This window comes from Streptomyces sp. NPDC002825 (assembly GCF_040295385.1).
In the GTDB taxonomy this organism is placed as follows: domain Bacteria; phylum Actinomycetota; class Actinomycetes; order Streptomycetales; family Streptomycetaceae; genus Streptomyces.
Genome location: NZ_JBEOVH010000009.1, coordinates 26,068 through 52,002, shown reverse-complemented (window position 1 = coordinate 52,002; position 25,935 = coordinate 26,068). Strand labels below are relative to the sequence as shown.

At 72.2% G+C, this 25,935-nt stretch carries 25 protein-coding genes; 15 read left to right on the top strand and 10 right to left on the bottom strand.

The window, feature by feature from the left end; all coding sequences use genetic code 11:
• Nucleotides 1–58 precede the first annotated feature (58 nt).
• Together scy and mce are read right to left on the bottom strand one after the other, a co-directional pair.
• Nucleotides 59–4,696 (bottom strand): polarized growth protein Scy, encoded by a 4,638-nt coding sequence (gene scy, locus ABT041_RS14375; protein ID WP_351183806.1) that lies wholly within the window; start codon nucleotides 4,694–4,696, stop codon nucleotides 59–61.
• A 215-nt stretch (nucleotides 4,697–4,911) separates the two neighbouring features.
• Complete coding sequence (gene mce / locus ABT041_RS14370; protein WP_351183804.1) at nucleotides 4,912–5,364, bottom strand: methylmalonyl-CoA epimerase; 453 nt, start codon at nucleotides 5,362–5,364, stop codon at nucleotides 4,912–4,914.
• A 137-nt stretch (nucleotides 5,365–5,501) separates the two neighbouring features.
• Between mce and ABT041_RS14365 the strand changes: the two genes are divergently transcribed.
• Nucleotides 5,502–6,704 (top strand): acetyl-CoA C-acetyltransferase, encoded by a 1,203-nt coding sequence (locus ABT041_RS14365; RefSeq protein ID WP_351183802.1) that lies wholly within the window; start codon nucleotides 5,502–5,504, stop codon nucleotides 6,702–6,704.
• Between the two features lie 24 nt (nucleotides 6,705–6,728).
• Nucleotides 6,729–7,685 (top strand): methylmalonyl Co-A mutase-associated GTPase MeaB, encoded by a 957-nt coding sequence (gene meaB, locus ABT041_RS14360; protein ID WP_351183800.1) that lies wholly within the window; start codon nucleotides 6,729–6,731, stop codon nucleotides 7,683–7,685.
• Nucleotides 7,686–7,748: 63 nt separating this feature from the next.
• On the opposite strand, the gene ABT041_RS14355 is transcribed toward meaB, so the two are convergent.
• The 4 genes from ABT041_RS14355 to ABT041_RS14340 form a co-directional block, all read right to left on the bottom strand.
• The gene (locus ABT041_RS14355) at nucleotides 7,749–8,225 is read right to left on the bottom strand and encodes a MarR family winged helix-turn-helix transcriptional regulator (protein ID WP_351183798.1); all 477 of its coding nucleotides are present in this window, start codon (nucleotides 8,223–8,225) and stop codon (nucleotides 7,749–7,751) included.
• Between the two features lie 129 nt (nucleotides 8,226–8,354).
• Entirely contained in the window at nucleotides 8,355–9,113 is a 759-nt protein-coding gene (locus tag ABT041_RS14350; RefSeq protein ID WP_502976481.1) for an AIM24 family protein, read from the bottom strand.
• Between the two features lie 23 nt (nucleotides 9,114–9,136).
• A complete protein-coding gene (locus ABT041_RS14345) occupies nucleotides 9,137–9,787 on the bottom strand; it encodes an AIM24 family protein (RefSeq protein ID WP_351183794.1) in 651 nt (216 codons plus the stop codon).
• Nucleotides 9,787–10,425: an AIM24 family protein gene (locus tag ABT041_RS14340; RefSeq protein WP_351183792.1), complete on the bottom strand. Its 639-nt coding sequence runs from the start codon at nucleotides 10,423–10,425 to the stop codon at nucleotides 9,787–9,789. Before ABT041_RS14340 ends, ABT041_RS14345 begins: the two co-directional genes overlap by 1 nt.
• A gap of 107 nt (nucleotides 10,426–10,532) precedes the next feature.
• Between ABT041_RS14340 and ABT041_RS14335 the strand changes: the two genes are divergently transcribed.
• The 5 genes from ABT041_RS14335 (at nucleotide 10,533) to ABT041_RS14315 (ending at nucleotide 13,405) form a co-directional block, all read left to right on the top strand.
• A complete protein-coding gene (locus ABT041_RS14335) occupies nucleotides 10,533–10,877 on the top strand; it encodes a DUF3817 domain-containing protein (RefSeq protein WP_351183790.1) in 345 nt (114 codons plus the stop codon).
• Entirely contained in the window at nucleotides 10,874–11,167 is a 294-nt protein-coding gene (locus tag ABT041_RS14330) for an MTH1187 family thiamine-binding protein (protein ID WP_043219759.1), read from the top strand. Before ABT041_RS14335 ends, ABT041_RS14330 begins: the two co-directional genes overlap by 4 nt.
• Nucleotides 11,168–11,316: 149 nt before the next feature.
• Nucleotides 11,317–12,039, top strand: a complete 723-nt coding sequence (locus ABT041_RS14325) for a hypothetical protein (RefSeq protein WP_351183787.1) — start codon at nucleotides 11,317–11,319, stop codon at nucleotides 12,037–12,039.
• The gene (locus ABT041_RS14320; RefSeq protein WP_351183785.1) at nucleotides 12,036–12,719 is read left to right on the top strand and encodes a DUF4166 domain-containing protein; all 684 of its coding nucleotides are present in this window, start codon (nucleotides 12,036–12,038) and stop codon (nucleotides 12,717–12,719) included. Before ABT041_RS14325 ends, ABT041_RS14320 begins: the two co-directional genes overlap by 4 nt.
• Entirely contained in the window at nucleotides 12,716–13,405 is a 690-nt protein-coding gene (locus ABT041_RS14315) for a TetR/AcrR family transcriptional regulator (protein WP_351183783.1), read from the top strand. Before ABT041_RS14320 ends, ABT041_RS14315 begins: the two co-directional genes overlap by 4 nt.
• A 3-nt stretch (nucleotides 13,406–13,408) precedes the next feature.
• Here the strand turns inward: ABT041_RS14315 and ABT041_RS14310 are convergent, their stop codons facing one another.
• Nucleotides 13,409–14,401 carry an ArsR/SmtB family transcription factor gene (locus ABT041_RS14310; protein WP_351183781.1) on the bottom strand — a complete coding sequence of 331 codons (993 nt, stop codon included), beginning with the start codon at nucleotides 14,399–14,401 and terminating at the stop codon, nucleotides 13,409–13,411.
• 82 nt (nucleotides 14,402–14,483) lie between these two features.
• Here ABT041_RS14310 and ABT041_RS14305 point away from each other — a divergent pair, with 82 nt between their 5' ends.
• The 4 genes from ABT041_RS14305 to icmA all read left to right on the top strand — a co-directional run bounded on the left by ABT041_RS14305 (nucleotide 14,484) and on the right by icmA (nucleotide 18,728).
• The gene (locus ABT041_RS14305; RefSeq protein ID WP_351183779.1) at nucleotides 14,484–16,037 is read left to right on the top strand and encodes an MFS transporter; all 1,554 of its coding nucleotides are present in this window, start codon (nucleotides 14,484–14,486) and stop codon (nucleotides 16,035–16,037) included.
• A gap of 31 nt (nucleotides 16,038–16,068) precedes the next feature.
• On the top strand, nucleotides 16,069–16,578 hold the full coding sequence (locus ABT041_RS14300; RefSeq protein ID WP_351183777.1) for a MarR family winged helix-turn-helix transcriptional regulator: 510 nt from the start codon (nucleotides 16,069–16,071) through the stop codon (nucleotides 16,576–16,578).
• Between the two features lie 44 nt (nucleotides 16,579–16,622).
• Nucleotides 16,623–16,955: a DUF3817 domain-containing protein gene (locus tag ABT041_RS14295; RefSeq protein WP_351183775.1), complete on the top strand. Its 333-nt coding sequence runs from the start codon at nucleotides 16,623–16,625 to the stop codon at nucleotides 16,953–16,955.
• 72 nt (nucleotides 16,956–17,027) lie between these two features.
• Entirely contained in the window at nucleotides 17,028–18,728 is a 1,701-nt protein-coding gene (gene icmA, locus ABT041_RS14290; RefSeq protein ID WP_351183773.1) for a coenzyme B12-dependent isobutyryl-CoA mutase large subunit, read from the top strand.
• 61 nt (nucleotides 18,729–18,789) lie between these two features.
• Here icmA and ABT041_RS14285 read toward each other — a convergent pair whose 3' ends face one another.
• A complete protein-coding gene (locus tag ABT041_RS14285; protein WP_502976474.1) occupies nucleotides 18,790–19,209 on the bottom strand; it encodes a PPOX class F420-dependent oxidoreductase in 420 nt (139 codons plus the stop codon).
• 35 nt (nucleotides 19,210–19,244) lie between these two features.
• On the bottom strand, nucleotides 19,245–19,877 hold the full coding sequence (locus ABT041_RS14280) for a TetR/AcrR family transcriptional regulator (RefSeq protein WP_351183769.1): 633 nt from the start codon (nucleotides 19,875–19,877) through the stop codon (nucleotides 19,245–19,247).
• A gap of 330 nt (nucleotides 19,878–20,207) precedes the next feature.
• Between ABT041_RS14280 and ABT041_RS14275 the strand changes: the two genes are divergently transcribed.
• The 4 genes from ABT041_RS14275 to ABT041_RS14260 all read left to right on the top strand — a co-directional run bounded on the left by ABT041_RS14275 (nucleotide 20,208) and on the right by ABT041_RS14260 (nucleotide 24,416).
• Nucleotides 20,208–21,173, top strand: a complete 966-nt coding sequence (locus tag ABT041_RS14275) for a tetratricopeptide repeat protein (RefSeq protein WP_351183767.1) — start codon at nucleotides 20,208–20,210, stop codon at nucleotides 21,171–21,173.
• A gap of 591 nt (nucleotides 21,174–21,764) precedes the next feature.
• A complete protein-coding gene (locus tag ABT041_RS14270; protein WP_351183765.1) occupies nucleotides 21,765–22,430 on the top strand; it encodes a DUF6230 family protein in 666 nt (221 codons plus the stop codon).
• Between the two features lie 119 nt (nucleotides 22,431–22,549).
• Nucleotides 22,550–23,143: a DUF6114 domain-containing protein gene (locus ABT041_RS14265; RefSeq protein WP_351183763.1), complete on the top strand. Its 594-nt coding sequence runs from the start codon at nucleotides 22,550–22,552 to the stop codon at nucleotides 23,141–23,143.
• Complete coding sequence (locus ABT041_RS14260) at nucleotides 23,133–24,416, top strand: hypothetical protein (protein WP_351183761.1); 1,284 nt, start codon at nucleotides 23,133–23,135, stop codon at nucleotides 24,414–24,416. Before ABT041_RS14265 ends, ABT041_RS14260 begins: the two co-directional genes overlap by 11 nt.
• A gap of 75 nt (nucleotides 24,417–24,491) precedes the next feature.
• Here the strand turns inward: ABT041_RS14260 and pyk are convergent, their stop codons facing one another.
• Complete coding sequence (gene pyk, locus ABT041_RS14255; protein ID WP_351183759.1) at nucleotides 24,492–25,922, bottom strand: pyruvate kinase; 1,431 nt, start codon at nucleotides 25,920–25,922, stop codon at nucleotides 24,492–24,494.
• Nucleotides 25,923–25,935: the final 13 nt, after the last annotated feature.

The following is a 25,935-nucleotide window of genomic DNA, read 5'->3' as shown; positions in this document are numbered from 1 at the left end:
CGGCGTGTCATCGAGCGTATGCCCGTTTGATCTGGAGAATGTCCAGCCTTTTGAGTGGCTAGCCGTCCTGGGACTTGCCACCCGTACGAGTGGACCCCGCCGACGCACCCGCCTTGACCCCGTCCTTTCCGGAGGACGGCGTCTCGAAAGACTCCAACGCCTCCAGGACGTCCTGGACACGGGAGATCTCCGCATTGATGTCCTTGCGACGCCGTGTCAGCAGCTCCAGCTCGCGCTGACCCTCCGCGACGGTCTTCTCGGCCTCGGCCGCGGCCTCCGCGCGGATCCGCTCCGCCTCCGCCTTGATGGCCTCGGCCTCCGCGATCAGCGAGGCCTTCTTCTGCTCGGCCTCCTTCAGGAGCGTGTCCGCCTTGCGGACCGCCGCGATGCGGACCTTGCTCGCCTCCGAACTCGCCTCGGAGACCAGCTCCTTCGCCTTCTCCTCCGCCTCGGCGCGCTGCTCCTCGGCCGCCTTCACCAGCTTGTCGACGCGCTCGCCGGCCGTCTTCATCTGCTCGGCCGTCTCGCGCCGCGCCCGCTCGTGCAGCTCCTCGATCTCGCCCTCGATCCGGCCCCGCAGCTCCTCGGCCCGCTCCCTTATGGCCGTCGCGTCGCTGCGCGCCCCGACCAGGAGCTCGTCCGCGTCCGTGCGGGCCTTCTCCACCAGCGAGTTGCCCTCGACGGTCGCCTCGGCCACGATCCGCTCGGCCTCCTTGCGGGCCGCGCCGACCATCGTGTCCGCCTGCGACTCGGCCTCCGTGGTGGCGCGCAGCGCCTCCTCCTGGGCCTTGGCGACGAGCTGGTCGGCCTGCTCGGCCGCGTCCGAACGCTTCCGCGCCCCGGCCTCGCGGGCCTCGTCGAGGGTCCGGTCGGCCTCCTCGCGGGCCTCCGCGCGCATCTGCTCGCCCGCGGCCGCCGCGTCGGCCTTCACCCGCTCCGACTCGGTACGGATCCGCTCGGCGTCCCGCAGGGCCTCGGCGATCGCCTCGGCGCCCTCGGCCCGCAGCCGCTCGGCCTCCTCCGCGGCCGCGGCGACCGTACGGCCGGCCTCGGCGCGGGCGTCGGCGCCGACCGAATCGGCCAGCTCGGACGCCTCGTTCACGATCCGCTCGGCCTCGGCGGTCGCCTCGCCGACGAGGGTGTCGGCCTGCTCGGCGGCGTCCGTGCGGCGCTTGTCGGCGGCCTTGCGGGCCTCGTCCAGGATCTGGTCGGCGTCGGCCAGCGCGGCATTGCGCAGGGCCTGCGCGTGCGCCTCGCCGTCGGCCTTGACCTGCTCGGCCTCCGCGCGCAGCCGCTGGGAGTCCTGCTCGGTCGTCTCGCGCAGCTCGGCTGCCTCGGCCGCGATCCGCTCGGCCTCGGCGGTCGCCTCGCCGATGAGGGTGTCGGCCTGCTCGGCGGCGTCCGTGCGGCGCTTGTCGGCGGCCTTGCGGGCCTCGTCGAGGACCAGCTCGCCCTCGGCGCGGGCCTCCGCCCGCAGCGCCTCGGCCTGCGCCTCGCCCTCGGCCTTGACCTGTTCGGCCTCGGCCCGCAGACGCGCGGCGTCCTGCTCGGCCGTCTCCATGAGCTCGACCGCCTCGGCGGTGAGCCGCTCGGCCTCGGCGGTCGCCTCGCCGATGAGGGTGTCGGCCTGCTCGGCGGCGTCCGTGCGGCGCTTGTCGGCGGCCTTGCGGGCCTCGTCGAGGACGTGCTCGCCCTCGGCGCGGGCCTCCGCCCGCAGCGCCTCGGCCTGCGCCTCGCCGTCCGCCTTGATCCGCTCCGCCTCGGCGCGCAGCGCGGCGGCCTCGGTGGTGAGTCGCTCGGCCTCCGCCGTCGCCTCGCCGATGAGGGTGTCGGCCTGCTCGGCCGCGTCCGCACGCCGCTTGTCCGCGGCCTGCCGGGCCTCGTCCAGGACCTGCTCCGCCTCGGCGCCGATACGCTCGGCCTCTGCACGCGCCTCGCCGACCGTCGCCTCGGCGCGCTCGGCGGCCTCCGAACGGATCCGGTTCGCGTCCTCCCGGGCGTCCGCCCGGGTGCGCGCCGCGTCCTGCTCGGCCGCGGCCAGCGAGTCCGTCGCCTCGGTCCGTACCCGCTGCGCGTACTCGGCGGTGTCCGCCCGCAGCTTCTCCGCCTCGGCGAGCGCGTCCGTGACCGTCCGCTCCGCCAGCGCCTTCGCGGCCTCCGACTCCTCCTGGGCACGCGCCCGCGTGCGGACGGCGTCCTCGGACGCCCGCTCCCGCTCCTCGTACGCGTCGGCGCGGACCCGGTCCGCCTCCTCCTGCGCCTCGGTCCGGGTCCGCTCGGCCGCGTGCTCCGCGGCGGAGCGCAGCCCGGCGATCTCCTCCTCGGCCTGCTCGCGCAGACCGGCCACCGAGTCCCGCACCTCCTGCGCGGTCTGTTCGGCGGCGGTGACCATCTCGGTCGCCCGCGCGTCCGCCTCCTCGACCAGGCGCTGCGCCTCGGCCTGCGCGTCCTCGACGCGCTTGCGGGCGGCGGCGAGGAGCTCCTCGGACTGCTCCCGGGCGTGCTCGCGCTCCCGGCCGGCCTCGGAACGGGCCGACTCCAAAGTCTCCTCGGCCTCCCGGCGGCGCCGGACGGCCTCCTCCTGCGCGGCGGCGAGCGCCTCGGCGGCCTCGGCGGCGACCCGCTCGGCGGCGGCGCCGGCCTCGGCCCGCATCCGGTCGGCGGCCTCCTGGGCCTCCGACTTCAGCCGCTCGGCCTCCTCGGACGCCTCCGTGCGCAGCCGTACCGCCGCGGACTCGGCCTCGCTACGGGTCGTGGACGCGTCCGCCGAGGCCTCGGCGCGCAGCCGCTCGGCCTCCTGCTCGGCCTGTTCCTGGAGCGTACGGATCCGCTCGGCGGCCTCCGTCCGCAGCCGCTCGGTCTCCTCGGCGGCCTCGCGCCGGATCCGCTCGCCCTCGGCCCGCGCGTCGCTGAGCTCCTCCCCGGCGGCCGCGACCTTCGCCTCGGCGTCGGTGTGCAGCCGGGTCAGCTCCTCGGCGGCCTCCGCGCGGCGCGCCTCCGCGGCGCGCTCGGCGTCCGCGCGCAGCCCGGCGGCGGCCTCCTCGGCCGCGGCCTTCACCGCGTCGGCCTGCTCCTCGGCCTCGGCGCGCAGCCGCTCGGCCTCGGCGCGGGTCCGCTCCAGGGTCTCCTCGGCCTGGGTGCGGAGCGTCTGGGCGCGCTCCATCGCCTCCGACTTGACCCGCTCGCTCTCGGCGCCGGCCTTGGTGCGCTGCTCCTCGGCGTCCGTACGGGCCTTGGTGAGGAGCTCCTCGGCGGTCCTGGCCGCCTCCTCGATCTGCTGGAGGGCCTCGCGGCGGGCCTCGGAGCGGATCCGCTCGCCCTCGTCGATGGCCTCGGCGCGCAGCTGCTCGGCCTCGCCGCGCAGCCGGCGGGCCTCCTCCTGGAGCTCGACCGTCTTGGCGCGGTACTCCTTGGTGTCGTCCTTCGCCGAGCCGAGCAGTTCGTCGGCCTGCTCGCCGGCCTCGGCCCGCAGCCGGTCCGCCTCGGTCTCGGCCTCGCGGCGGACCCGCTCGGCCTCCTCGGCGGCCTTGCGCGTGGTCTCGCGGGCGTCCTCGGAGGCCTTGGTGAGGATCTCCTCGGCGCTGCGGGCGGCCTTGGCGAGGGCGGCGGCGGAGTCCTCGGCGGCGGCCGTGACGGCCTTCTCGGAGGCCTCGGTGACGAGCTTCTCCGCCTGGGCGGTCGCCTCGCGGAGCTTCTCCTCGGCCTCGGCCTTGAGCGCCTCGGCCTCCTTGGTGGCCTCGCCGACGAGGCGGGCGATCTCCGTCTTGGCGGTGCGGGTGCGCTGCTCGTTGACCGACTCGGCGGAGGCCAGCTGCTTGGCGGCGGTCTCCTTGGCCTCGGTGAGGGCCTTCTCGGCCTCGGCGCGGGCGAGCCGGAGCTTCTCCTCGGCCTCCTGCAGGCGCTGTTCGGCGGCGCGGGAGAGCTCGGTGGCCTGGCGGCGGGCCTGGTCGGTCTCGGCGGCGGTGGTCGAGCGGAGCTGCTCGGCGTGGCTGGTGGCCTCCTGCGCCTGGCTGGAGGCGGCGGTCAGGAGGCGCTCGGCGTCCTTGCGGGCGCGCAGCAGTATCGCTTCGGCCTCGGCACGGGCGGACTCGGCCTCGGCGCCGACGCGGCGGCTGGTCTCCTCGGCGAGCCGGGTGGCCTCGGCGCGGGCGGTGGCGAGCGCCTGCTCGGCCTCCGCGCGGGACTCCTCCATCAGGCGGCGGGCCTGGGACTCCGTGCGGGCGCGCAGCTGTTCGGCCCAGGCGACGTTCTCGTTGACGTGCGCCTCGACGGTCTGGCGGCGCTCGTTGAGCTCCTGGTCGAGCTGCTGGCGGCGCTGGACGGCCTCGTTGTGCAGCTCGGCCTGGAGCCTGGCCTGGTGCTCGGCGTGCTCCTGGAGGATGCGCTGGGTCTGGGCGCGGGCCTCGCGCAGCTCGCGCTCGGCGTCCTGGCGGAGCTGCTCGGCCTGCGCCTGCGCGTTCCGCAGCAACTGCTCGGCCTGGTAGCCGATGTCGGCGCTGTCGTACGCGGGCCGGGACGCGATGGTGCGGCGCGCCTCGTGGAGCTTGGCGCGCAAGACCTCGACCTGGTAGCCCAGGTCCTCGGCATGCTGGACGGCCTTCTCGCGTTCGGTCTTCAGCCGGTCCATCTCGGCTTCGAACCTGGCGAGATGGTCGTCTTCAGCTCGGTGGCTCTCCTGGCGTTCGTAGCCCCGCACTGCGCGGTCCCATCCTTCCCCGAAGCTCTTCGAGCAGGGGAGACCCCAACCCTGGTCGCAACTCCTACGAGCACGCCCTCACGGCAGAGGACGGACCCCCGGGGAATCGTGGCAGATCGGACGACCCCGACATCCCGACTTCGGCGCCGCACGGAGGCGGCCCCGACCTGCCCCGGCCCGGAGCCGCCCACTCTACCGGGCCAGGAATCCGGAGGTCAGTGCTCCGCTGAGGAGTGGTCAGCGGACGGCTTGGCCGAGGTGACCAGTTCCGTGAGGACGCCGTGGCAGTCCTTGGGGTGGAGGAAGGTGATGCGGGAGCCCATGGAACCGATCCGCGGCTGGTCGTAGAGGACCCGGACGCCCTTCTCGCGGATGGCGGCGGCGTCACCGTCGACGTCCGCCGTGCCGAAGGCGATGTGGTGCACGCCCTCGCCGTTCTTGGCGAGCCACTTGCCCACCGCCGAGTCCTCCCTGGTCGGCTCCAGGAGCTGGAGGTAGGAGGCCCCGCCGTCGTCCGTGGCGTTGATCTTGAGCATGGCCTCGCGGACGCCCTGCTCCTCGTTGACCTCGGAGTGGAAGACCTCGAAACCGTACGTGGCACGGTAGAACTCGACGGTCTTGTCCAGGTCGAAACAGGCGATCCCGATGTGGTCGATACGCGTCAGCATGGATCCAGTGCACCGCCGGAAAGGTGGTTACGCAACGTGCGCGCGATCACACCATCGGCCCGGTGACCCGGCGCCGCACCGCTCAGTACATTGGCGGTAAACCCTCGTTCACTCCTCATCCCAAGGGGCCGTGCCTCATGTCTGGAACGACCGGTACCACCTCAGTGATCGTCGCGGGCGCCCGCACGCCCATGGGTCGCCTGCTCGGCTCGCTCAAGTCCTTCTCGGGCGCCGACCTCGGCGGCTTCGCCATCAAGGCCGCCCTGGACCGGGCCGGCATCGGCGGCGACCAGGTGCAGTACGTGATCATGGGCCAGGTGCTCCAGGCGGGCGCCGGGCAGATCCCCGCCCGCCAGGCCGCCGTCAAGGCCGGCATCCCGATGAACGTCCCCGCGCTCACCGTCAACAAGGTGTGTCTGTCGGGTCTCGACGCCATCGCGCTCGCCGACCAGCTGATCCGCGCCGGTGAGTTCGACATCGTCGTCGCCGGTGGCCAGGAGTCCATGACGAACGCCCCGCACCTGCTGCCGAAGTCCCGCGAGGGCTTCAAGTACGGCGCCATCGAGATGCTCGACGCCATGGCGTACGACGGTCTCACCGACTCCTTCGAGGGCATCGCCATGGGCGAGTCCACGGAGAAGCACAACACCCGCCTCGGCATCGGCCGCGAGGTGCAGGACGAGCTCGCCGCCCTCTCGCACCAGCGCGCCGCCGCCGCCCAGAAGAACGGCATCTTCGAGGCCGAGATCACCCCGGTCGAGATCCCGCAGCGCAAGGGCGAGCCGGTCGTCTTCTCCAAGGACGAGGGCATCCGCGCGGAGACCACCGTCGAGTCCCTCGGCAAGCTCCGCCCGGCCTTCGCCAAGGACGGCACCATCACCGCCGGCACCGCCTCGCAGATCTCCGACGGCGCCGCCGCCGTGGTCGTGATGAGCAAGGCCAAGGCGCAGGAGCTGGGCCTGGAGTGGATCGCCGAGATCGGCGCCCACGGCAACGTGGCCGGTCCGGACAACTCCCTCCAGTCGCAGCCGTCCAACGCGATCCTGCACGCCCTCAAGAAGGAGGGCCTGGACGTCGCCGACCTCGACCTGATCGAGATCAACGAGGCCTTCGCCGCCGTCTCGCACCAGTCCATGAAGGACCTCGGCGTCACCCCCGAAAAGGTGAACGTCAACGGCGGCGCCATCGCGCTCGGCCACCCGATCGGCATGTCCGGCGCCCGTCTGGTGCTGCACCTGGCCCTGGAGCTCAAGCGGCGCGGCGGCGGCGTCGGCGCGGCGGCCCTGTGCGGCGGCGGCGGCCAGGGCGACGCGCTCATCGTCAAGGTCCCCGGCAAGTAGTCCTTCGGTCAAGGAGCAGCGCACATGGTGGACGTCCCCGAACTCGTCGCCCAGGCTCGGGAGGGCAGGCCGCGGGCCGTGGCCCGGCTGATCTCGCTCGTGGAGGGGGCGTCCCCGCAGCTGCGCGAGGTGATGGCGGCGCTCGCGCCGCTCACCGGCGGCGCGTACGTGGTGGGCCTGACCGGCTCGCCGGGCGTGGGCAAGTCCACGTCGACGTCCGCGCTGGTCTCCGCGTACCGCAGGGCGGGCAAGCGGGTCGGCGTCCTGGCGGTCGACCCCTCCTCGCCGTTCAGCGGGGGTGCGCTCCTGGGCGACCGGGTCCGGATGTCGGAGCACGCCTCCGACCCGGGCGTCTACATCCGCTCCATGGCCACCCGCGGCCACCTGGGCGGCCTCGCCTGGTCCGCCCCGCAGGCCATCCGCGTGCTGGACGCGGCCGGCTGCGAGGTGATCCTCGTGGAGACCGTCGGCGTCGGGCAGTCGGAGGTGGAGATCGCCTCCCAGGCCGACACCTCGGTGGTGCTCCTCGCCCCGGGCATGGGTGACGGGATCCAGGCCGCCAAGGCGGGCATCCTGGAGATCGGCGACGTGTACGTGGTGAACAAGGCCGACCGGGACGGCGCGGACGCCACCGCCCGGGAGCTCAACCACATGCTGGGCCTCGGCGAGGCGCGGGCCGCGGGCGACTGGCGGCCGCCGATCGTCAAGACGGTCGCGGCGCGCGCCGAGGGCATCGACGAGGTCGTGGAGGCGCTGGAGAAGCACCGCGCCTGGATGGAGGAGCACGGGGTCCTGGCGGAGCGTCGCCGGGCCCGGGCCGCGCGCGAGGTGGAGACCATCGCGGTCACCGCCCTGCGCGAGCGCATCGGCGACCTGCACGGCGACCGGCGTCTCGACGCCCTCGCCGAGCGGATCGTGGCGGGCGCCCTCGACCCGTACGCGGCCGCCGACGAGCTGGTGGCGAGCCTGACCGGAAACTGATCCCCGGTACGGACGCCAAGGGCCCCTCCGGTCACCGGAGGGGCCCTTGGCATCTGTGTCAGGTCACGGTTTGCCGCGTCGGCCGCGGAGCTGCTCGGCGATCGGCTTCAGGGACTCGTGGAGGTCGTCGAGGGCCTCGCCGCTGAGCTGGTCGATGAAGTGCCTGCGCACCGACTCGACGTGGTGCGGGGCGACCTTGCGCATGGTCTCCATGCCGTCGTCGGTGAGGACGGCGTAGAGCCCGCGCCGGTCGGACTCGCAGTTCTCGCGGCGTACGAGACCGGCGTTCTCCATGCGGGTGATCTGGTGCGAGAGCCGGCTCTTCGACTGGAGGGTGGCCGCGGCGAGGTCGCTCATGCGCAGCCGCCGATCCGCCGACTCCGAGAGGTTCACCAGGATCTCGTAGTCGTTCATCGTCAGGCCGAAGGGCTGGAGGTCCCGCTCCAGCTGGTACGTCAGCATTCTCTGGACGTCCAGGAACGTGCGCCAGGCGCACTGCTCGCCGTCGGTGAGCCAGGGGGTGGCCGTCTCGGTCTCCATATATGGATTCTACCTAAGAAGTTGAATACTTGACGAAGTCGGGGGGTGTGACGCCGGGCACCGCGTCGGGCATCCGGGCCTCGGCACCGGCGCAGACGTTCGAGGACGTCACACTCCGCAGACTACCGGCTACAGGCCGAAGCGACGCTGGAGGTCACCGAGCTGGCCGGGAAGGCGCGGTACCGAACCCAGCGGCCCCTGGCCGGAACCCGGCACCCCGTGACCGCCCGGCACGCCCGCCTGCGCCGGCGGCGCGCCGATCGCCCGCTCGGGCATCAGCAGCTCCGTCGACTGGAGCAGTACCGTACCCGCGCCGACGAACTCGAACTGGTGCTCCTCGCCCGAGGTGCCGCCGATCCCCGTCAGCGCGCGGACGCCGCCCATCACGCCCGTCATGTACCCGTGGTCGTAATGGTGACAGGGCGAGGGGCAGTCCGCCCAGCCGACGAGCGCCTGCGGGTCCACCCGCATGGGCGGCTCCATGAACACCACCGGCCCGTTCGACGCGGCCACGAACTTGCCCGTGCCGATCAGCGTCACGAAGCCCGGCACGATCGACTGCTTCAGCGCCAGGGACGGCTGGTAGGCCAGCAGGTTCCCCGAGCGGATCGTCAGATTGCCCTCGTCCAGGTCGTACGAGTTGACGTCGAAGGCCCGGTCCGCGAGCAGCATCTTCCCGCTGCCCTCCGCGACCACCCAGTCGCTCGCGTGCAGCGGCGAGTGGAAGGACGTCCGCACCAGCCGGTCGAACCGGCCGTGCCCGATGCCGTTGAACTCGATCCGCCCGTAGTAGGCGATCATCTTCCCCTTCTGCAGGAACCACTGGGAGCCCTTGAGCTCCACGCAGAAGGTGTACGGATTGACGTTGTCGTCCGACGGCAGGGTCATCGGATCGTGGATCACGGGACCGGTCACAGCTTTTCCTCCGAGGCCTGCACGTACACCACACCGTTGCCGCTCAGCTCCAGCTGGAACGCCTCGCCCGAGCCGCGCCCCACCATGTCGCGCCAGCCGAGCGCCGTGGACAGCTTGTTCCGCACGTCGCCGGAGTGCGCCACGTACGCCTGCGGGTCGACGTGCACCGGACCGCCCGGCGTGATCGGCAGCTGGATGACACCGCCGTGCGCCATGACGGCCACCGAGCCGTGGCCCTTGAGGGTCGTGGTGAACAGGCCCTGGCCGGTCACCTGGCCGCGGACCATGCCCATGACCCCGCCCTGCGAGCCCATGAACATGGTGCCCTGCTCCAGGGTCCCGTCGAAGGCGAGCAGCCGGTCGGCCTCCACGTACAGCGTGTCGCCCGTCAGCGTGATCACCTGGATGTGGTGCCCGCCGTGCCCGAACATCACCGTGCCGTTGCCCTCGACCGTCATCAGCGGCGTCGCCTCGCCCGCCACCCGGCGGCCGATCATCGACATCAGGCCGCCCTGGCCGCCCGCCATGTTCGGCGTGAAACTGACGTCGCCGCGGTACGCGAGCATCGCGCCGCGCTGGCTGAACATCCGCTGCCCGGGGACGACGGTCGCCTCGACCATCTTCGAGTTGATCTCGCGGAACGGCATCAGACATCGCCCCCGATCGTGTTCCGCTCGCTCGGCTGGACGTACACGAGCCCGTCGCCCTCGAAGCGGATCTGGAAGGCCTCGCCGCCGCCCTCGCCCATGAGGGTGCGGAAGGTCACCCCGGACTGGAAGTGCTGCTGGAGGTTGCCCTGGTGGGCGATGTACGCGCCGGGGTCGACCTGCAGCGGGTACTGCGGGGTCACCCGCAGCACCACCGCCGGACCGTCCGACATGATCGCCGCCTGGCCGGTGCCCTCGACGGTCGTCGTGAAGAGGCCGTTGCCGGTGGCGCCGCCGCGCAGGCCCGTGAAGGTGGTGCCCGTGCGCAGGCCCGCGTCGGTGCAGAGGAGATTGCTCGCCTCCACCCAGAGCTTGTCGCCGTGCAGGGACACGAGGTTGATCTCGGAGGCGCGGTCGGCGAACCAGCAGGTCCCCTGGCCGCGGACCTCCATCACCTCCATCTGCTCACCCGTGAGCCGGCGGGTCACCATGCCGCGCAGGCCCTCACCGCCACCGCTCATCTTCTTGAACGCCATCTGGCCGTCGTAGGCGACCATCGAGCCGTTCTTCGCCTTGACGGCGTCGCCGGACATGGAGACGGCGAGCACTTTGCTGCCTTGGAGTCGGAACGTTGCCACCCGAGGAAGGTACTGGGCCCCCGGCTAAAGAGACAGCAAAGTCGGCGTGCACAATGGACGGGCCCTTGTGCATCCGTTCACAAGATCGAACGAAGGTGACCCCCTCCGTGGACATCAAGACCGCTTCCTCCCTCCACCGGCTCCGGCTCGTCTCCGCGCCGGAGGCCGTGTCGTTCCTGCTCCTGCTGGTCTGCTCGGTGCTCAAGCGGACGACGGACTTCAACGCGGTGCCGGTCATGGGCGCGATCCACGGCATCCTCTTCATCCTGTACGTCCTCTTCTGGCTGGACGCCTGGAACCGCACCAAGTGGAGCTTCGGAACGGCCGCCCTCTACTTCGTCCTCTCGGTGCTGCCCTTCGGCGGCTTCTATGCCGAGCGGAAGCTGAAGCGCGAGGCCGAGGACGCGGTCATCGCCTCCCGCGCCCGCGCGGAGCAGGCGGTGAAGGCGTGATCGTCGCGTTCTCCGTGACCCCCCTCGGTGTGGGGGAGGAGGTCGGCGAGTACGTCGCCGACGCGGTCCGAGTGGTCCGTGAGTCCGGACTCCCGAACCGGACCGATGCCATGTTCACGTCGATCGAGGGCGAGTGGGACGAGGTGATGGACGTCGTGAAGCGTGCGGTCGCCGCCGTCGAGGCGCGCGCGCCTCGTGTCTCGGTCGTCCTGAAGGCGGACATCCGTCCTGGTGTGACGGACGGCCTGACCGCCAAGGTCGAGACGGTGGAGCGCCACCTCGGCGCCTGACCTGGCATCCCCGTAGCCCCTGGCCCCTTCCGTAGGGCCGGGGGCTTCTTCGTGCCTCCGGTTGAGCGACTGCTCAAAATCGGCTACCTTCCCTCCCGAGGCAGTTTTGAGCAGTCGCTCAAAATGCCGGATGAGCTGGGGGAACAGCCATGGGCCTCTACATCGAGACACGCGTGCGCGCGGATCTGGAGACGCTCTGGGAACGCACGCAGGAACCCGACCGCCACCAGCGGTGGGACCTGCGGTTCACGGAGATCTCCTACCTCCCGCGCGCCGAGGGCGAGCCCCAGCACTTCCGCTACGCGACCCGCGTCCTGCCCTTCCTGGCCGTCGCCGGCACCGGTGTCTCCGCGGGGGAGCGCCACCGGGCCGGCGGCGACCGGGTCTCCGCCCTCCGGTTCGCCTCGCCGCACCCGCTCTCGCTCCTCGCCGAGGGCAGCGGGTACTGGCGGTACGTGCCCGCCCCGGACGGCATCCGCTTCCTGACCGGCTACGACTACCGGCCCCGCTGGGGCCGTCCCGGCCGGATCGCCGACCGGCTCGTGCTCCGGCCCCTCATGGGCTGGGCCACCGCCTGGTCCTTCGACCGGCTGCGGCTCTGGTGCGAGTACGGGATCACCCCCGAGCGCTCCCGCGACCGCTGGCTCCTCGAACTCGCCGCCCGGATCCTGCTCGTGGCCGTGCCGTGGACCGCCGCCGCCCTGCCGCTGGGACTCGTGTCGCTCGCCGCCCTCCCGCTCACCGTCCTCGGGCTCGCCGTCGCCGTCCTCGTCCCGCCCTCGCCGCGCACCCCCGCCGCCCGGCGCTGTCTGCGCACCCCGCCCGCCCGCCACCGGGAGCCCCGGCTCCTCGCCACCCTGGAGCAGCCGTGACCTCGATCTTCCGCACCGCCATGGGGGACGCCGAGTTCGAGCGGCTCCACCCCGAGCTCCAGCGGCGCTTCTCCGTCGGCCTCGCGAGCGGCGAGATGTGCGTCGGCCGGGGCGTCATGGACCGCATCTGGCACGGCCGGGCCTTCGTGAAGCCCTTCCTCGCGCTCGGCGGGCTGCGGAACATCCTGCTGCCCCGCACCGGCCGCGACGTCCCCTTCACCATCGAGAACGTCCCCTACACCGACTCGTACGGGCGGGAGACCGTCACCTTCGTCCGCACCTTCGCCCTGCCCGGCGGCCCCCGACGCTTCGACGCCACCATGGTCCACAGCCCCGAGCGGAACTGCGTCCTCGACTACCTCGGCACCCACCAGCACCTCGCCAGCGATCTGCACCCGACCGCACAGCCCGACGGCTCGCTCCTCATCACCTCCGGCGAGCACCGCTTCCGCGAGGGCGCGCTCGACGTCCGCGTCCCCGAACTCGTGGGCGGCCGGGCCGAGGTCCGCGAGTCCTTCGACGAGCGCACCGGCCGCTTCCGCATCGACGTCCGGGTGGTCAACCGCCACTTCGGGCCGCTCTTCGGCTACCGGGGGTCCTTCACCGCCGACTACGCCGACGTAGGCTCCCGGGGGGTGCGCGCCGGGCTGCGCCCGGTGCGCGAGGAGGTACGGGCATGAGCGGGCGGACCGCGGAGGGCGCCAAGGTCCCCAAGGCCGCGGCGCAGGACGCGCGGAGCCAGGAGACCCGCGAGAAGCTGCTCGACGGCGCCCTGCGCACCCTCGTCGAGCAGGGCATCGCCAAGGCCTCCGCGCGCGCGATCGCGACCACCGCCGGGGTCAACCAGGCCCTCGTCTTCTACCACTTCGGCTCCGTCGACGAGCTGCTCTCCGCCGCCTGCCGGCACGGCGCCGAGCAGCGGGTGGCCCGCCACCGGGAGCGGCTGCGCTCCGTCTCCAGCCTCTCCGAGCTGCTCGCCTTCGGGCGCGAGATGCACACCGAGGAGCGGGACGCCGGCCATGTCGCCGTCCTCGGGCAGCTGCTCGCCGGCGCCCAGACCCACCCCCGGCTCGCCCCGGCCACGGCCGCCGGGCTCGACCTGTGGATCGCCGAGATCGAGCAGGTCCTCGTCCGCGTCCTCGCCGGGACCCCGCTCGCCGAGTTCACCGACCCCGCCGGCCTCGCCCGCGCGGTCGCCGCCTCCTTCGTCGGCCTGGAACTCTACGAAGGGGTCGACCCCGCGGGCGCGGAGGCCGCGCTCACGGCCCTGGAGCAGCTCGGCGCCCTGATGACCGCGGTCGAGGAGCTGAACCCGGTGGCGCGGAAGGCCGTCACGTACACGCTGCGGCGCCGGCTCGAGCCCTGAGGCTCAGCCCGGGTCGGGCTGCGACAGCGCGATGCCCAGCGGCGTCCGCTCGTACAGCACCTGGTGGCCGTACCGGCGCGAGGTCAGCAGCCCCGCGTCCCGCAGCACCGTCAGATGCGAGGAGACCGACGAGGGCGCCCGGCCGAGGAGATGCGCCAGCGCCGTCGTCCCCATCGGCTCCGCCAGGGCGCACAGCACGTTCGCCCGCACCGGGCCGAGCAGCCGGGCCAGCGCCTCCGGGGTGCGGTTCCCGGCCTCCGTCCACAGGCCGCCGATCCCGCGGACCGGATAGACCACCGTCGGCTGCCACGGCGGATCGAAGCCGCTCACCACGTCCGGCCAGGTGAACACCGAGGGCATCAGGACCAGGCCCTGCCCGTCCAGCGGCCGGTCGTGCTCCCCGGGGTAGTCCACCCGGAGCGTGGCCGTCTCCGCCGCCCAGTCGAAGGCCGGATGCAGCTCGCCCAGGAGCCGTTCGAGCCCGCCCTCCGCGAGCCGCCGCGAGTGGTACGCCACGTCCGCCTCCAGGAGTGCGCGCAGCCGGGGCCACTCGGGCGCGACCAGCGCCTCCCAGGCGGCCTGCAGCAGATCGGCGAGCCGGTCCACCGCCCCGGCGGGATCGGCGAGCATCCGGCGCCCCTCCGCCGTGTCCGCCGCGCCCGGCGTCTCGGCGAGCGCCCGCCGGAAGTCGTCCAGGGCGAGCGCCGGGTCGGTCTCCCGTACGGCCGCGATCTCCTCCTCGACGGAGGCGGCGGGGCGGAGCGGCGGCGGATAGAGGAAGTCCGGGCTGTGCCCGCGCAGCGGCATCAGGAGCTGGAGCGGCGCGAGGTCGACCCCGCGGGCGGCGCCCGCGATGCGCCGCATCCAGGGCAGGTGGTAGCCCTGCTTCGCGGGCCGCGCGAGGACCCGCACGGCGGAGTGCGTCTCCCAGAGCGGCGAGATCGCGAACCGGATCCGCAGCGGGTCGGCCTCGCCGAAGCGCAGGTGGTACGGCACGGGGCCTCCGGGGGACGCGGCAGAACATTCGTCTGGAGCCGAAAGTCTAGGGCCGGGGCCCCCGGCGCGGCAGGCTGCGCCCATGCCCGAGAACGACCTTCGGACGCCGACACCGGCGGCCGCGCACCGCCCTGCCCGCGCCTTCCCCGCCACCGCCCCCGCCCCGCCCACCGACCGACCCGCGCCCCCGGCCGTCGCCCCGCCCCCGGTCGGCGACTCGGCTCCAGCCGCAGCCGCAGCCGCAGCCGCAGCCGCAGCCCCCGCCCCGCCCACCGACCGACCCGCGCCCCCGGCCGTCGCCCCGCCCCCGGTCGGCGACTCGGCTCCAGCCGCAGCCGCAGCTCCCGCCCGCGATTCGGGCCCGGTCGGCCAGGGCGCCTCAGGCCCCGCCGGCTCCGCGCCCGCGCTCGCGTCCTCCGGCTACCGGGCCGTCTTCGCCGTTCGCGAGTTCCGGTTCGTGTTCGTGGCGCATCTGTTCTCGTTGCTCGGGATCGTCGTCAGCGAGCTCGCGCTCACCGTGCTCGTGTACGACATGACCCGCTCGCCGCTGCTCTCCTCGCTCACCTTCGCGCTCGGGTTCCTGCCGTACCTCCTCGGCGGCACCCTCCTCGCCGGGCTCGCCGACCGGCTTCCGCCCCGCCGGATCCTCGTCGTCTGCGACCTCGTCTGCGCCGGCTGCGTCGCGCTCATGACCGCGCCCGCCACCCCCGTCGCCGCGCTGCTCGCGCTGCGCTGCGCCATCGCCGTCGTCTCGCCCGTCTTCCAGGGCACCCGCATGGCGACCCTCGCCGACATCCTCGGCGAGGGCGACCTCTTCGTGCTCGGGCGCTCGCTGCTGCGGATCGTGTCGCAGAGCGCCCTGCTCACCGGCTTCGCCGCGGGCGGCCTCCTCCTCACCGTCGTCCCGCCCCGCGGCGCCCTCGCCGTGACCACCGCCACCTTCCTCGTCTCCGCGCTCCTGCTGCGGATCGGCACGGCCCGCCGGCCGGCCAGGGCGGGCGGCGGGACGGGCGGGCTCTCCGGGACCCGGGCCGTGCTGCGGAACCGGCGGGTGCGGGCCCTGATGCTGATGTTCTGGGTGCCGCCGCTCTTCGCCGTCGTCCCCGAGGCCCTCGCCGCCCCCTACGCCGACGAGATCGGCGTCTCCACGGCCGCCCTCGGCCTCCTCATGTGCGCGCTGCCCGTCGGGACGATCGCGGGGGAGCTCTTCGCCGGATCGTTCCTCTCCGCCGCGACCCGCTCCCGGATCGTGCTGCCGCTCGCCGTCGCCGGCGTCCTGCCGTACCTCCTCTACGGCCCCCGGCCCGGCGTCGCCCTCGCGGCCGTCGCCCTCTTCCTGGCCGGCGCCACCGGCGCGTACACCCTCGGCCTCGACGCCTGGTTCGTCGAAGCGGTGCCCGAGGAGCAGCGGGGAAGGGCCATGACCCTGATGTCGGCGGGCATGATGACCGTCCAGGGCGTCGGCATGGCGGGGGCCGGTGTCGCCGCCGAGTTCGCCCCCGTCCACACGGTCGTGGCCGGTACCGGCGTCGTCGGCACCCTCTGCCTGCTCGCCGCCGCCGTGGAGCTGCGGGCGACCGGAGGCGGCGGTCCGCGCGGCGACCGGGCCGGCGACCGAAAGGCGAGACGGGGCTGACCGGCATATGACCAGTCGGTATGGTCGACGGGTGCCGAAGCCGCTCAGTCTCCCCTTCGACCCCATCGCCCGAGCCGACGAACTCTGGCAGAAGCGCTGGGGCCCGGTCCCCTCGATGGCCGCGATCACCTCGATCATGCGCGCCCACCAGATCCTCCTCGCGGAGGTCGACGCCGTGGTCAAGCCGTACGGGCTGACCTTCGCGCGGTACGAGGCGCTGGTCCTGCTCACCTTCTCCAAGGCCGGCGAGCTGCCGATGTCGAAGATCGGCGAGCGGTTGATGGTCCACCCCACGTCCGTGACGAACACGGTGGACCGGCTGGTGAAGTCCGGTCTCGTCGACAAGCGCCCCAACCCCAACGACGGGCGCGGGACCCTCGCCTCCATCACCGCGAAGGGCCGTGAGGTCGTCGAGGCAGCGACCCGCGACCTGATGGAGATGGACTTCGGGCTCGGCGCGTACGACGCCGAGGAGTGCGCCGAGATCTTCGCCCTCCTGCGCCCCCTCCGGGTCGCCGCGCACGACTTCGACGAGGGCTGACCCCCCGCGAAGATCGCCCGGAACGTGCCGTTACGCTCGACGGCATGAAATCCAGCGTGCTGACCCGCTACCGCGTCATGGCGTACGTGACCGCGGTCATGCTCCTCATCCTGTGCGCGTGCATGGTCGCCAAGTACGGCTTCGGCGTCGGCGAGGACCTGACCTTCGCGGTCTCCCAGCTCCACGGCGTCCTCTACATCATCTACCTGATCTTCGCCTTCGACCTGGGCTCCAAGGCCAAGTGGCCGTTCGGCAAGCTCCTGTGGGTGCTGGTCTCCGGCACCATCCCGACCGCCGCGTTCTTCGTCGAGCGCAAGGTCGTCGCCGAGACGCTTCCGCTGGTCAGCGGCGCGCAGACGGCCCCGGCCAACGCCTGAGCAGTCACCCCCGCACTGATGTGCGGGGGTTTGCCATCGACATTTACTAGGACGTCCTAGTAAATTCGAAGCATGGACGCTGACGCCATCGAGGAAGGCCGCCGTCGCTGGCAGGCCCGTTACGACAAGGCCCGCAAGCGGGACGCCGACTTCACCACGCTCTCCGGCGACGCCGTCGAGCCGGTCTACGGGCCCCGGCCCGGCGACACCTACGAGGGGTTCGAGCGCATCGGCTGGCCCGGTGAGTACCCCTTCACCCGGGGACTCCACCCGACCGGCTACCGGGGCCGGACCTGGACCATCCGCCAGTTCGCCGGCTTCGGCAACGCCGAGCAGACGAACGAGCGCTACAAGATGATCCTGGCCGCCGGCGGCGGCGGCCTCTCCGTCGCCTTCGACATGCCGACCCTCATGGGCCGCGACTCCGACGACCCCCGCTCCCTCGGCGAGGTCGGCCACTGCGGTGTCGCCATCGACTCCGCCGCCGACATGGAGGTCCTCTTCAAGGACATCCCGCTCGGCGACGTCACGACGTCCATGACGATCTCCGGTCCCGCCGTCCCGGTCTTCTGCATGTACCTCGTCGCCGCCGAGCGCCAGGGCGTCGACCCGGGCGTCCTCAACGGCACGCTCCAGACCGACATCTTCAAGGAGTACATCGCGCAGAAGGAGTGGCTCTTCGAGCCCGAGCCCCATCTGCGCCTCATCGGCGACCTGATGGAGCACTGCGCGGCGAACATCCCCGCGTACAAGCCGCTGTCGGTCTCCGGCTACCACATCCGCGAGGCCGGCGCGACGGCCGCGCAGGAGCTCGCGTACACCCTCGCCGACGGCTTCGGCTACGTGGAGCTCGGCCTCTCCCGCGGCCTCGACGTCGACGTCTTCGCCCCCGGCCTCTCCTTCTTCTTCGACGCGCACCTCGACTTCTTCGAGGAGATCGCCAAGTTCCGCGCCGCCCGCCGGATCTGGGCCCGCTGGATGAAGGAGGTCTACGGCGCCAAGACCGACAAGGCCCAGTGGCTCCGCTTCCACACCCAGACCGCCGGTGTCTCCCTCACCGCCCAGCAGCCGTACAACAACGTCGTGCGCACCGCGGTCGAGGCCCTCTCCGCCGTCCTCGGCGGCACCAACTCCCTCCACACCAACGCGCTCGACGAGACCCTCGCGCTCCCCAGCGAGCAGGCCGCCGAGATCGCGCTGCGCACCCAGCAGGTGCTGATGGAGGAGACCGGCGTCGCCAACGTCGCCGACCCGCTGGGCGGTTCCTGGTACGTCGAGCAGCTCACCGACCGCATCGAGGCCGACGCCGAGAAGATCTTCGACCAGATCAAGGAGCGCGGCCGCCGCGCCCACCCGGACGGGCAGCACCCCATCGGCCCGATCACCTCCGGCATCCTGCGCGGCATCGAGGACGGCTGGTTCACCGGCGAGATCGCCGAGTCCGCCTTCCAGTACCAGCGGTCCCTGGAGAAGGGCGACAAGCGGGTCGTCGGCGTCAACGTCCACCACGGCTCCGTCACCGGCGACCTGGAGATCCTGCGCGTCAGCCACGAGGTCGAGTGGGAGCAGGTCCGCGTCCTCGGCGAGCGCAAGGGACGCCGTGACGACGCCAAGGTCCGCGCCTCCATCGACGCGATGCTGGCCGCCGCCCGCGACGGCTCGAACATGATCGCCCCGATGCTGGAGGCCGTCCGAGCCGAGGCCACCCTCGGCGAGATCTGCGACGCCCTGCGCGACGAGTGGGGCGTCTACACGGAGCCCCCGGGCTTCTAGACCCCGCAGACGGCAGGGGCGGTACGGGAACTCCCGTACCGCCCCTGCCGCACGAGGTGACTCACTTCGCGGCCGTGCCGAGGACCTTCGTCGGGGTGATCCGGACGACCACCCGCACCTCCTCCGGCGGCAGCTCCCGGTACTCCTGCCCGGCGCCCTCGCCCTCGTACTGCTCGGCGAGCGCCACGGCCAGCGCCCGGCCGGCGTCCTCGGTGACCGTCGCCGTGCCCCGTATCTCCGCGTAGCGCAGGGGGTCGTGGCGGTCGTGGACGGTGAGGCTGACACGGGCGTCTGCCCGGATGTTCTTGATCTTGCGGCGGCCGTCCTGGCTGGAGATCAGGAGGTCGTCGCCCTCGCGGCCGACCCACACGACCGAGGTCTGCGGGGAGCCGTCGGGCTGGATCGTGGCCAGCACGGCCGGGTTGACGTCGTCGAGCAGCGCGCGGACGGAGTCCGACAGGTGATTCGTCACGGACGCCACGGTAGGGGGCGGCAGGTGGACCGCGCCCGCCCTTTTCAGCCCGCTGCCGCCGCGGCGCCCAGGCCGCCCATCAGGAGCGCCGCGAGGCGGCCCGCCCAGGGGCCGTCGACCGGCTCGGCGCTGACCAGCGCCCGGTGCACGACCGCGCCAGCGACGACGTCGAAGATCAGGTCGTCGGTGGCGTCCACGGCCACGGGGTCGAGGTGGTGCGGCAGTTCGCCGCGCTGCTGCGCCCGCTCGCGGCCCGCCAGGACCAGCCGCTTCTGCCGGTCGACTATGGAGGTTCGGATGCGCTCGCGCAGCGGCTCGTCCCGGGTCGACTCCGCGACCACCGCCATCAGGGCCGTCTTCGTCTCGGGCCGTTCGAGGAGCGCCGCGAACTGCAGCACCACATGCTCGATGTCGGCCTGGAGGGAACCCAGGTCGGGCAGTTCGAGTTCGTCGAAGAGGACGGCGACGGCGTCCACGACGAGCTCGTTCTTGTTGGCCCAGCGGCGGTAGAGCGTCGTCTTCGCAACCCCGGCGCGGCCGGCCACGTCCCCCATCGTGAGCTTGGACCAGCCCAGGTCGACCAGGGCCGCCCGAGTGGCCTCCAGGATGGCCGTGTCGGCCTCGATGGAGCGGGGGCGCCCGGTACGGCCGTTGCGGGGGTTCGTGCGCTTACACATGGAAAGGGACCATACCCGCCGGTAGGTATACCGCCAGGGGTCGGTGATGTGAGGCAGTTCACCGTGCGGATCGGGCTCGCGCCCTCCCGTCGGATCCTTCCCCGGAGTTACGCTACGACCTGTAGCGAAAGGCATTGAGCGGCCTGAGCGACAACCAACACAGTGCCGGGTGGGGACCCGGCGCGAAAGACGGCACCGGATGGGGATCCGGCGCCACGAAGACGAAGAACCGTGTCGTCCACGCGTCTCGCACACCGGCGGGAGATGCGCGGACGGCACGGTTCAGCCATGGCTTACCGGTTACGCGCGCGGAAGGGGGAGGATGTATCCATGCAGCCCCGAAACATGTCCATGAGCGGCGTCGTCGACCTCGCCGCGGTGAAGGCGGCCGGAGAGGCCAAGGCGAAGGCGGAGCAGGTGCGCGCCGAAGCCGCCCGGCAGGGCGGTTCCGCCGCCGTGCCCCCGTCGGCCCTGGTGATCGACGTCGACGAGGCCGGCTTCGAGCGTGAGGTGCTCCAGCGCTCGGCCGAGGTCCCGGTCGTCCTCGACTTCTGGGCCGAGTGGTGCGAGCCGTGCAAGCAGCTCGGCCCCCTCCTGGAGCGTCTGGCCGTCGAGTACAACGGCCGCTTCCTGCTCGCGAAGATCGACGTCGACGCCAACCAGATGCTGATGCAGCAGTTCGGCATCCAGGGAATTCCGGCCGTTTTCGCGGTGGTCGCCGGTCAGGCGCTGCCGCTGTTCCAGGGTGCGGTGCCCGAGGGCCAGATCCGGGAGACCCTCGACGAGCTGATCCGCATCGGCGAGGAGCGCTTCGGCCTCACCGGCATCACCGTGGACGCGGACGCCGACGGCTCGGCCCCCGCCGCGCGGCAGGCCGGTCCGTACGACGCCCTCCTCGAAGCGGCCATGTCCGCCCTCGACGCGGGCGACCTGGCCGGCGCCGTCCAGGCGTACAAGAACGTGCTCGCCGACGACCCGGCCCACCCGGAGGCGAAGCTCGGCCTCGCGCAGGCCGAACTGCTCACCCGGGTGCGGGACCTGGACCCCGGCGTCGTCCGGAAGAACGCGGCGGACAACCCGGCCGACGTGGATGCGCAGATCGCCGCCGCCGACCTCGATCTGGTGGGCGGTCACGTGCAGGACGCCTTCGGGCGTCTCGTGGAGACCGTGCGCCGCACGGCGGGCGAGGACCGGAACGCGGCGCGGCTGCGTCTCCTGGAGCTGTTCGAGGTGATCGGAGCCGAGGACCCGCGCGTGACGGCGGCCCGGCAGGCCCTCGCCCGGGTGCTGTTCTAGCTCCCCGGCGGTGCCGGATCGTCAAACGATTTGGCAGCAGGGTGACAAATCGCGGCCGCGCTTTACCAAAACTTGGTAATCGCGGCCGCTGTTACTTGCAGTAAATCGAACCCGGCGTTCTGTCCGCATTCATCCGATGATCTCCTGACATTCCCGGTCGCTCGAACGCACCCAGAGTGCCCGTTCGGTCCCGTGCCGCCATGGCGTGGTTATCCACCCGTTACTAGCCAGTAACGAACCCCCTTGTGCGGGGGCCCGGAATGGACCACGATCGGCGACGCTCGGTCCGAACCGCAGCCCCCGGAGACCAACCGGGAACGCGGCGAGGGTCCCCACCGAGTGGACCGGTGTTCCGGCACCGGTCGCGGACAGGGGGGTTCCCGCTCTCACCGAACGGGGCCTGTCCGACCCGGGCCGTGCCTTGAGGCGCGGCTCATGGTTGTCGCTCGGGGGTGATCGCCGGTGATTCGGACGCGCGTCGCGCCGCCTGATGCCTCGGCGCTCTCCTTCCCGAGGACGTAGCTCTTCTCCCATCCCAGGGTGGCCCCCCGGGGCCCTCCGGAGATGTACGTCCGAGAAGGAGGAATTCTCATGAAGTCCCAGGTTCGTGGCGGGACCAGATGGAAGCGGTTCGCCGTCGTCATGGTCCCGAGTGTGGCCGCGACGGCCGCGATCGGTGTCGGCCTGGCCCAGGGCGCGCTCGCCGCGTCCTTCAGCATTTCCGGCCAGGAATTCAAGGTCAAGGCCAACAGCCTCGTCGGTACGGACTTCGTCCAGTACGGCAGCGTGGACGCGGGCAAGGACCTCGAGGGCAAGGACTTCGCCGCCCCGGTGGCCGTGTCCGGCTTCTCCGAGGCCTGGATCACCAACATGTGCCAGTCGGTCGTCACGCCGAAGGTGCCGTTCATCGGTGACGTCACCCTCCGCCTGGAGGCCGGCACCGAGGCCGCCAAGACCGGCAAGGACGAGGACAAGGTCTACGCGAAGGGCATCTACCTCGATGTCTCCGAGCTCAAGGCCGACGCCGAGTTCACCAACATCGACATCGGCGTCGCGGCCGGTGCCCTCCCGAAGTCGCCGGGCAAGCCGGGCATCCAGCCCAACACCAAGGCCAACCCGTACGGCTTCGGCCAGCGTGCCGAGCAGGCCACGCTGAACAACGTGCAGCAGAAGGCCTGGGCCACCACGGCCGGCACCTTCAAGCTCCCCGACCTGCACCTGTCGCTGCACCGCGGCACGGACGCCGAGTGCTACTAGGACCGGCCGGTCCCTGAGGACCGATCCGTCCGGAGGGGTGGGGCCGTCGCCTGCGGTCCCACCCGCCAGGTTCCTTCTCTTCATCTTTCTCAGCAACACCGCTTCCAGGGAGCTGTTCCATGAGCGCCGAGTACCCCGCCTCCCGCGAAGTCCCCAAAAAGGAGAACCGGTTCAAGGTCTGGCGGCAGACCCGGCCCTTCTGGGCGGGACTGCTCACCATGATCGGCGGCGTACCGATCGCCTACCTCCCGTACGGGGACATGCGGCTCGGCAACGTCACGCTCGCCATGCAGACGACCGCCGGAGCCGGAGCGCTGATCATCGGCGTCCTGCTGATCACGCTCGGACTGACGATGTGGTTCCAGCCCGTCGTCCGCGTCTTCGCGGGCATCGCGTCGATCGTCCTGGCACTCGTCTCCATCCCGGTGTCGAACTTCGGCGGCCTCGTCATCGGATTCCTGTTCGCCCTCGTCGGGGGCGGCATGTCCGCCGCCTGGGCCCCCGCGCCCCCCGTCGAGGAGACCAAGGACGCAGAGCACGACGGTTGGACGGAGGCCTCGGACGAGGCCGGCGCGGAGTCCGCGACCGAGCCCGCGACCGAGCCCGCGACGGAGGTCGTGCCCACGGCCGCGGTCCCGGAGCAGCGCGAGGCGGAGCACCAGGCGACCGAAACGACGATCGACGCCAACGGCGGGAGGAACAGTGCGGGGTGACGAGACTCAGTCGGCGCTCGCGAAGGAGGGCCCGCGGCACGCGGCCCCGCGCAAGTCGCTGCTGAACAGGATCCAGGGCCCCGCCGGGAAGGCGATGGCGCTCGCGGCCATGCCGACCGCGGTCTTCGTGGGCATGGGCCTGACGCCCAGACTCGCCCTCGCCGACGACAAGGAGATCCCCTTCGCCCCCGGCCCCTGCGTGACGCGCTCCGACGAGCCGGCGGAGGAGGCCACCGAGACGCCGAAGACCGGCGAGAGCACCAAGCCCACCGCCACCGCCACGGTCCGGCCGACGGACACCCCCTCGGCCACCGCCACGCCGTCCGCCACCGCGACGCCGTCCGCCACCCCGACGCCCACGGCGACGGGACAGACGGCCGCGCCACAGACGCAGACGCAGACGGAGGCGAAGAGCGCCCCCGCGCCCACGGCCAGCCCGACGCCGACGGCGTCCAAGAACCCGCTCGACCCGCTGGGCCTGGGCGACGCCCTGAAGGACCTCTTCGACGGCCCGAACGAGCCGACGGCCACGCCCACCACGGCGGCTCCGACGACGCCCGCGCCGCAGCAGACCGAGGCCCCCACCGGGACGCAGCCCACCGGCACCCCGGCCCCGACCGCCACCCCGAAGACGAAGACGGCGGCGGACCCGGCCGCGGACCGGACCAGGACGGCGATCGAGAAGGCCGCCGCGCAGGCCGGTGCCGAGACCGAGGAGCTCCCCGAGAGCGCCAAGGGCCTCGACGCCAAGAAGGACACGGACATACCCGACGGGGCCAAGCCCCGCTTCCCGTGCCCCGAGTACGACGCGCAGGCTCTCGCGGACGCCGAGCTGGAGCCCGGCATCCCGCTGCTGCCGGACGAGCCGTGGCGCCTGGAGAGCTCGCTGCTCACCCTGAACGGCCTGAAGTACCACGGCATCGTCGAGGTCAAGACCGGCAGCGGCAAGATCAAGAAGGTGCTGAAGTTCACCGCGTCCTCGGTGGACATCAAGGACCTGCACCAGCTGACGGACCACTCCGAGGGCCGCACCGCCCACGTCCGCTCCGACAGGGGCTCGACCTCGACCATCCGCAACGGCACGGTGACGATGTACACGGAGGAGCTGAAGGGCAACCTCTTCGGCCTCATCCCGATTACCTTCGGCCCCGAGTCCCCGCCCCCGCTGGACGTCCCGTTCGCCTTCTTCACCAGCGTGAAGCTCAAGCAGGCGGGCCAGTTCGGCGGCACCCTCAAGGTCCCGGGCCTGCGCAACACGATCGAGCCCAGCTGACCCCCGTACCACTCCGGGAGCCGCACGACGACGAGGGCCCCCGTCCGATCCGGACGGGGGCCCTCGTCATGGGCGTCAGGCGTGCTCGCCGCCGCCGAGGTGGTGGACACGGACCATGTTGGTCGTGCCGGGGACACCGGGGGGCGAGCCGGCGGTGATGACCATCGTGTCGCCCGCGTTGTAGCGCTGGAGCTTGAGCAGCTCGGCGTCCACGAGGTCGACCATGGCGTCCGTGTTGTCCACGAACGGGACCAGGAAGGACTCCACGCCCCAGCTCAGGGTGAGCTGGTTGCGGGTGCCCTCGTCCGTCGTGAAGGCGAGGATCGGCTGCTGCGTGCGGTAGCGGGAGAGACGGCGGGCCGTGTCGCCGGACTGGGTGAAGGCGATGAGCGCCTTGCCGTCCAGGAAGTCCGCGATCTCGCAGGCGGCGCGGGCGACCGAGCCGCCCTGGGTACGCGGCTTCTTGCCCGGGACCAGCGGCTGGAGGCCCTTGGAGAGCAGCTCCTCCTCGGCCGCGGCGACGATCTTCGACATCGTCTTCACGGTCTCGATCGGGTAGGCGCCGACCGAGGACTCGGCCGACAGCATGACCGCGTCCGCACCGTCCAGGATCGCGTTGGCGACGTCGCTCGCCTCGGCGCGGGTCGGCCGCGAGTTGGTGATCATCGACTCCATCATCTGGGTGGCGACGATGACCGGCTTCGCGTTGCGGCGGCACATCTCCACGAGGCGCTTCTGCACCATCGGGACCTTCTCGAGCGGGTACTCCACGGCGAGGTCGCCACGGGCCACCATGACCGCGTCGAAGGCGGCGACGACATCGGCCATGTTCTCCACGGCCTGCGGCTTCTCGACCTTGGCGATGACGGGGACCCGGCGGCCCTCCTCGTCCATCACCTTGTGGACGTCCTTGACGTCGTTGGCGTCACGGACGAAGGACAGGGCGACCATGTCGCAGCCCATCCGCAGGGCGAAGCGGAGGTCGTCGACGTCCTTCTCCGACAGGGCCGGGACGTTCACGGCCGCGCCGGGCAGGTTGATGCCCTTGTGGTCGGAGATGACACCGCCCTCGACGACGATCGTCTTGACGCGGGGACCGTCGACCTCGACGACCCGCAGCTCGACGTTGCCGTCGTTGATGAGGACCTGGTCGCCCTTGGAGACGTCGCCCGGCAGACCCTTGTACGTGGTGCCGCAGATCGACTTGTCGCCCGGGACGTCCTCGGTGGTGATGGTGAACTCGTCACCGCGCACCAGCTCGACCGGTCCTTCGGCGAAGGTCTCCAGACGGATCTTCGGGCCCTGGAGGTCGGCGAGGACGCCGACGGCGCGCCCGGTGTCCGCCGAGACCTGCCGGACGCGGTCGTACCGCTCCTGGTGCTCTGCCTGGGACCCGTGGCTGAAGTTGAATCGGGCCACGTTCATACCGGCCTCGATGAGAGCCTTCAGCTGCTCATACGAGTCGACGGCGGGGCCCAGCGTGCAGACGATTTTGGAACGGCGCATGAGGCGGATCCTA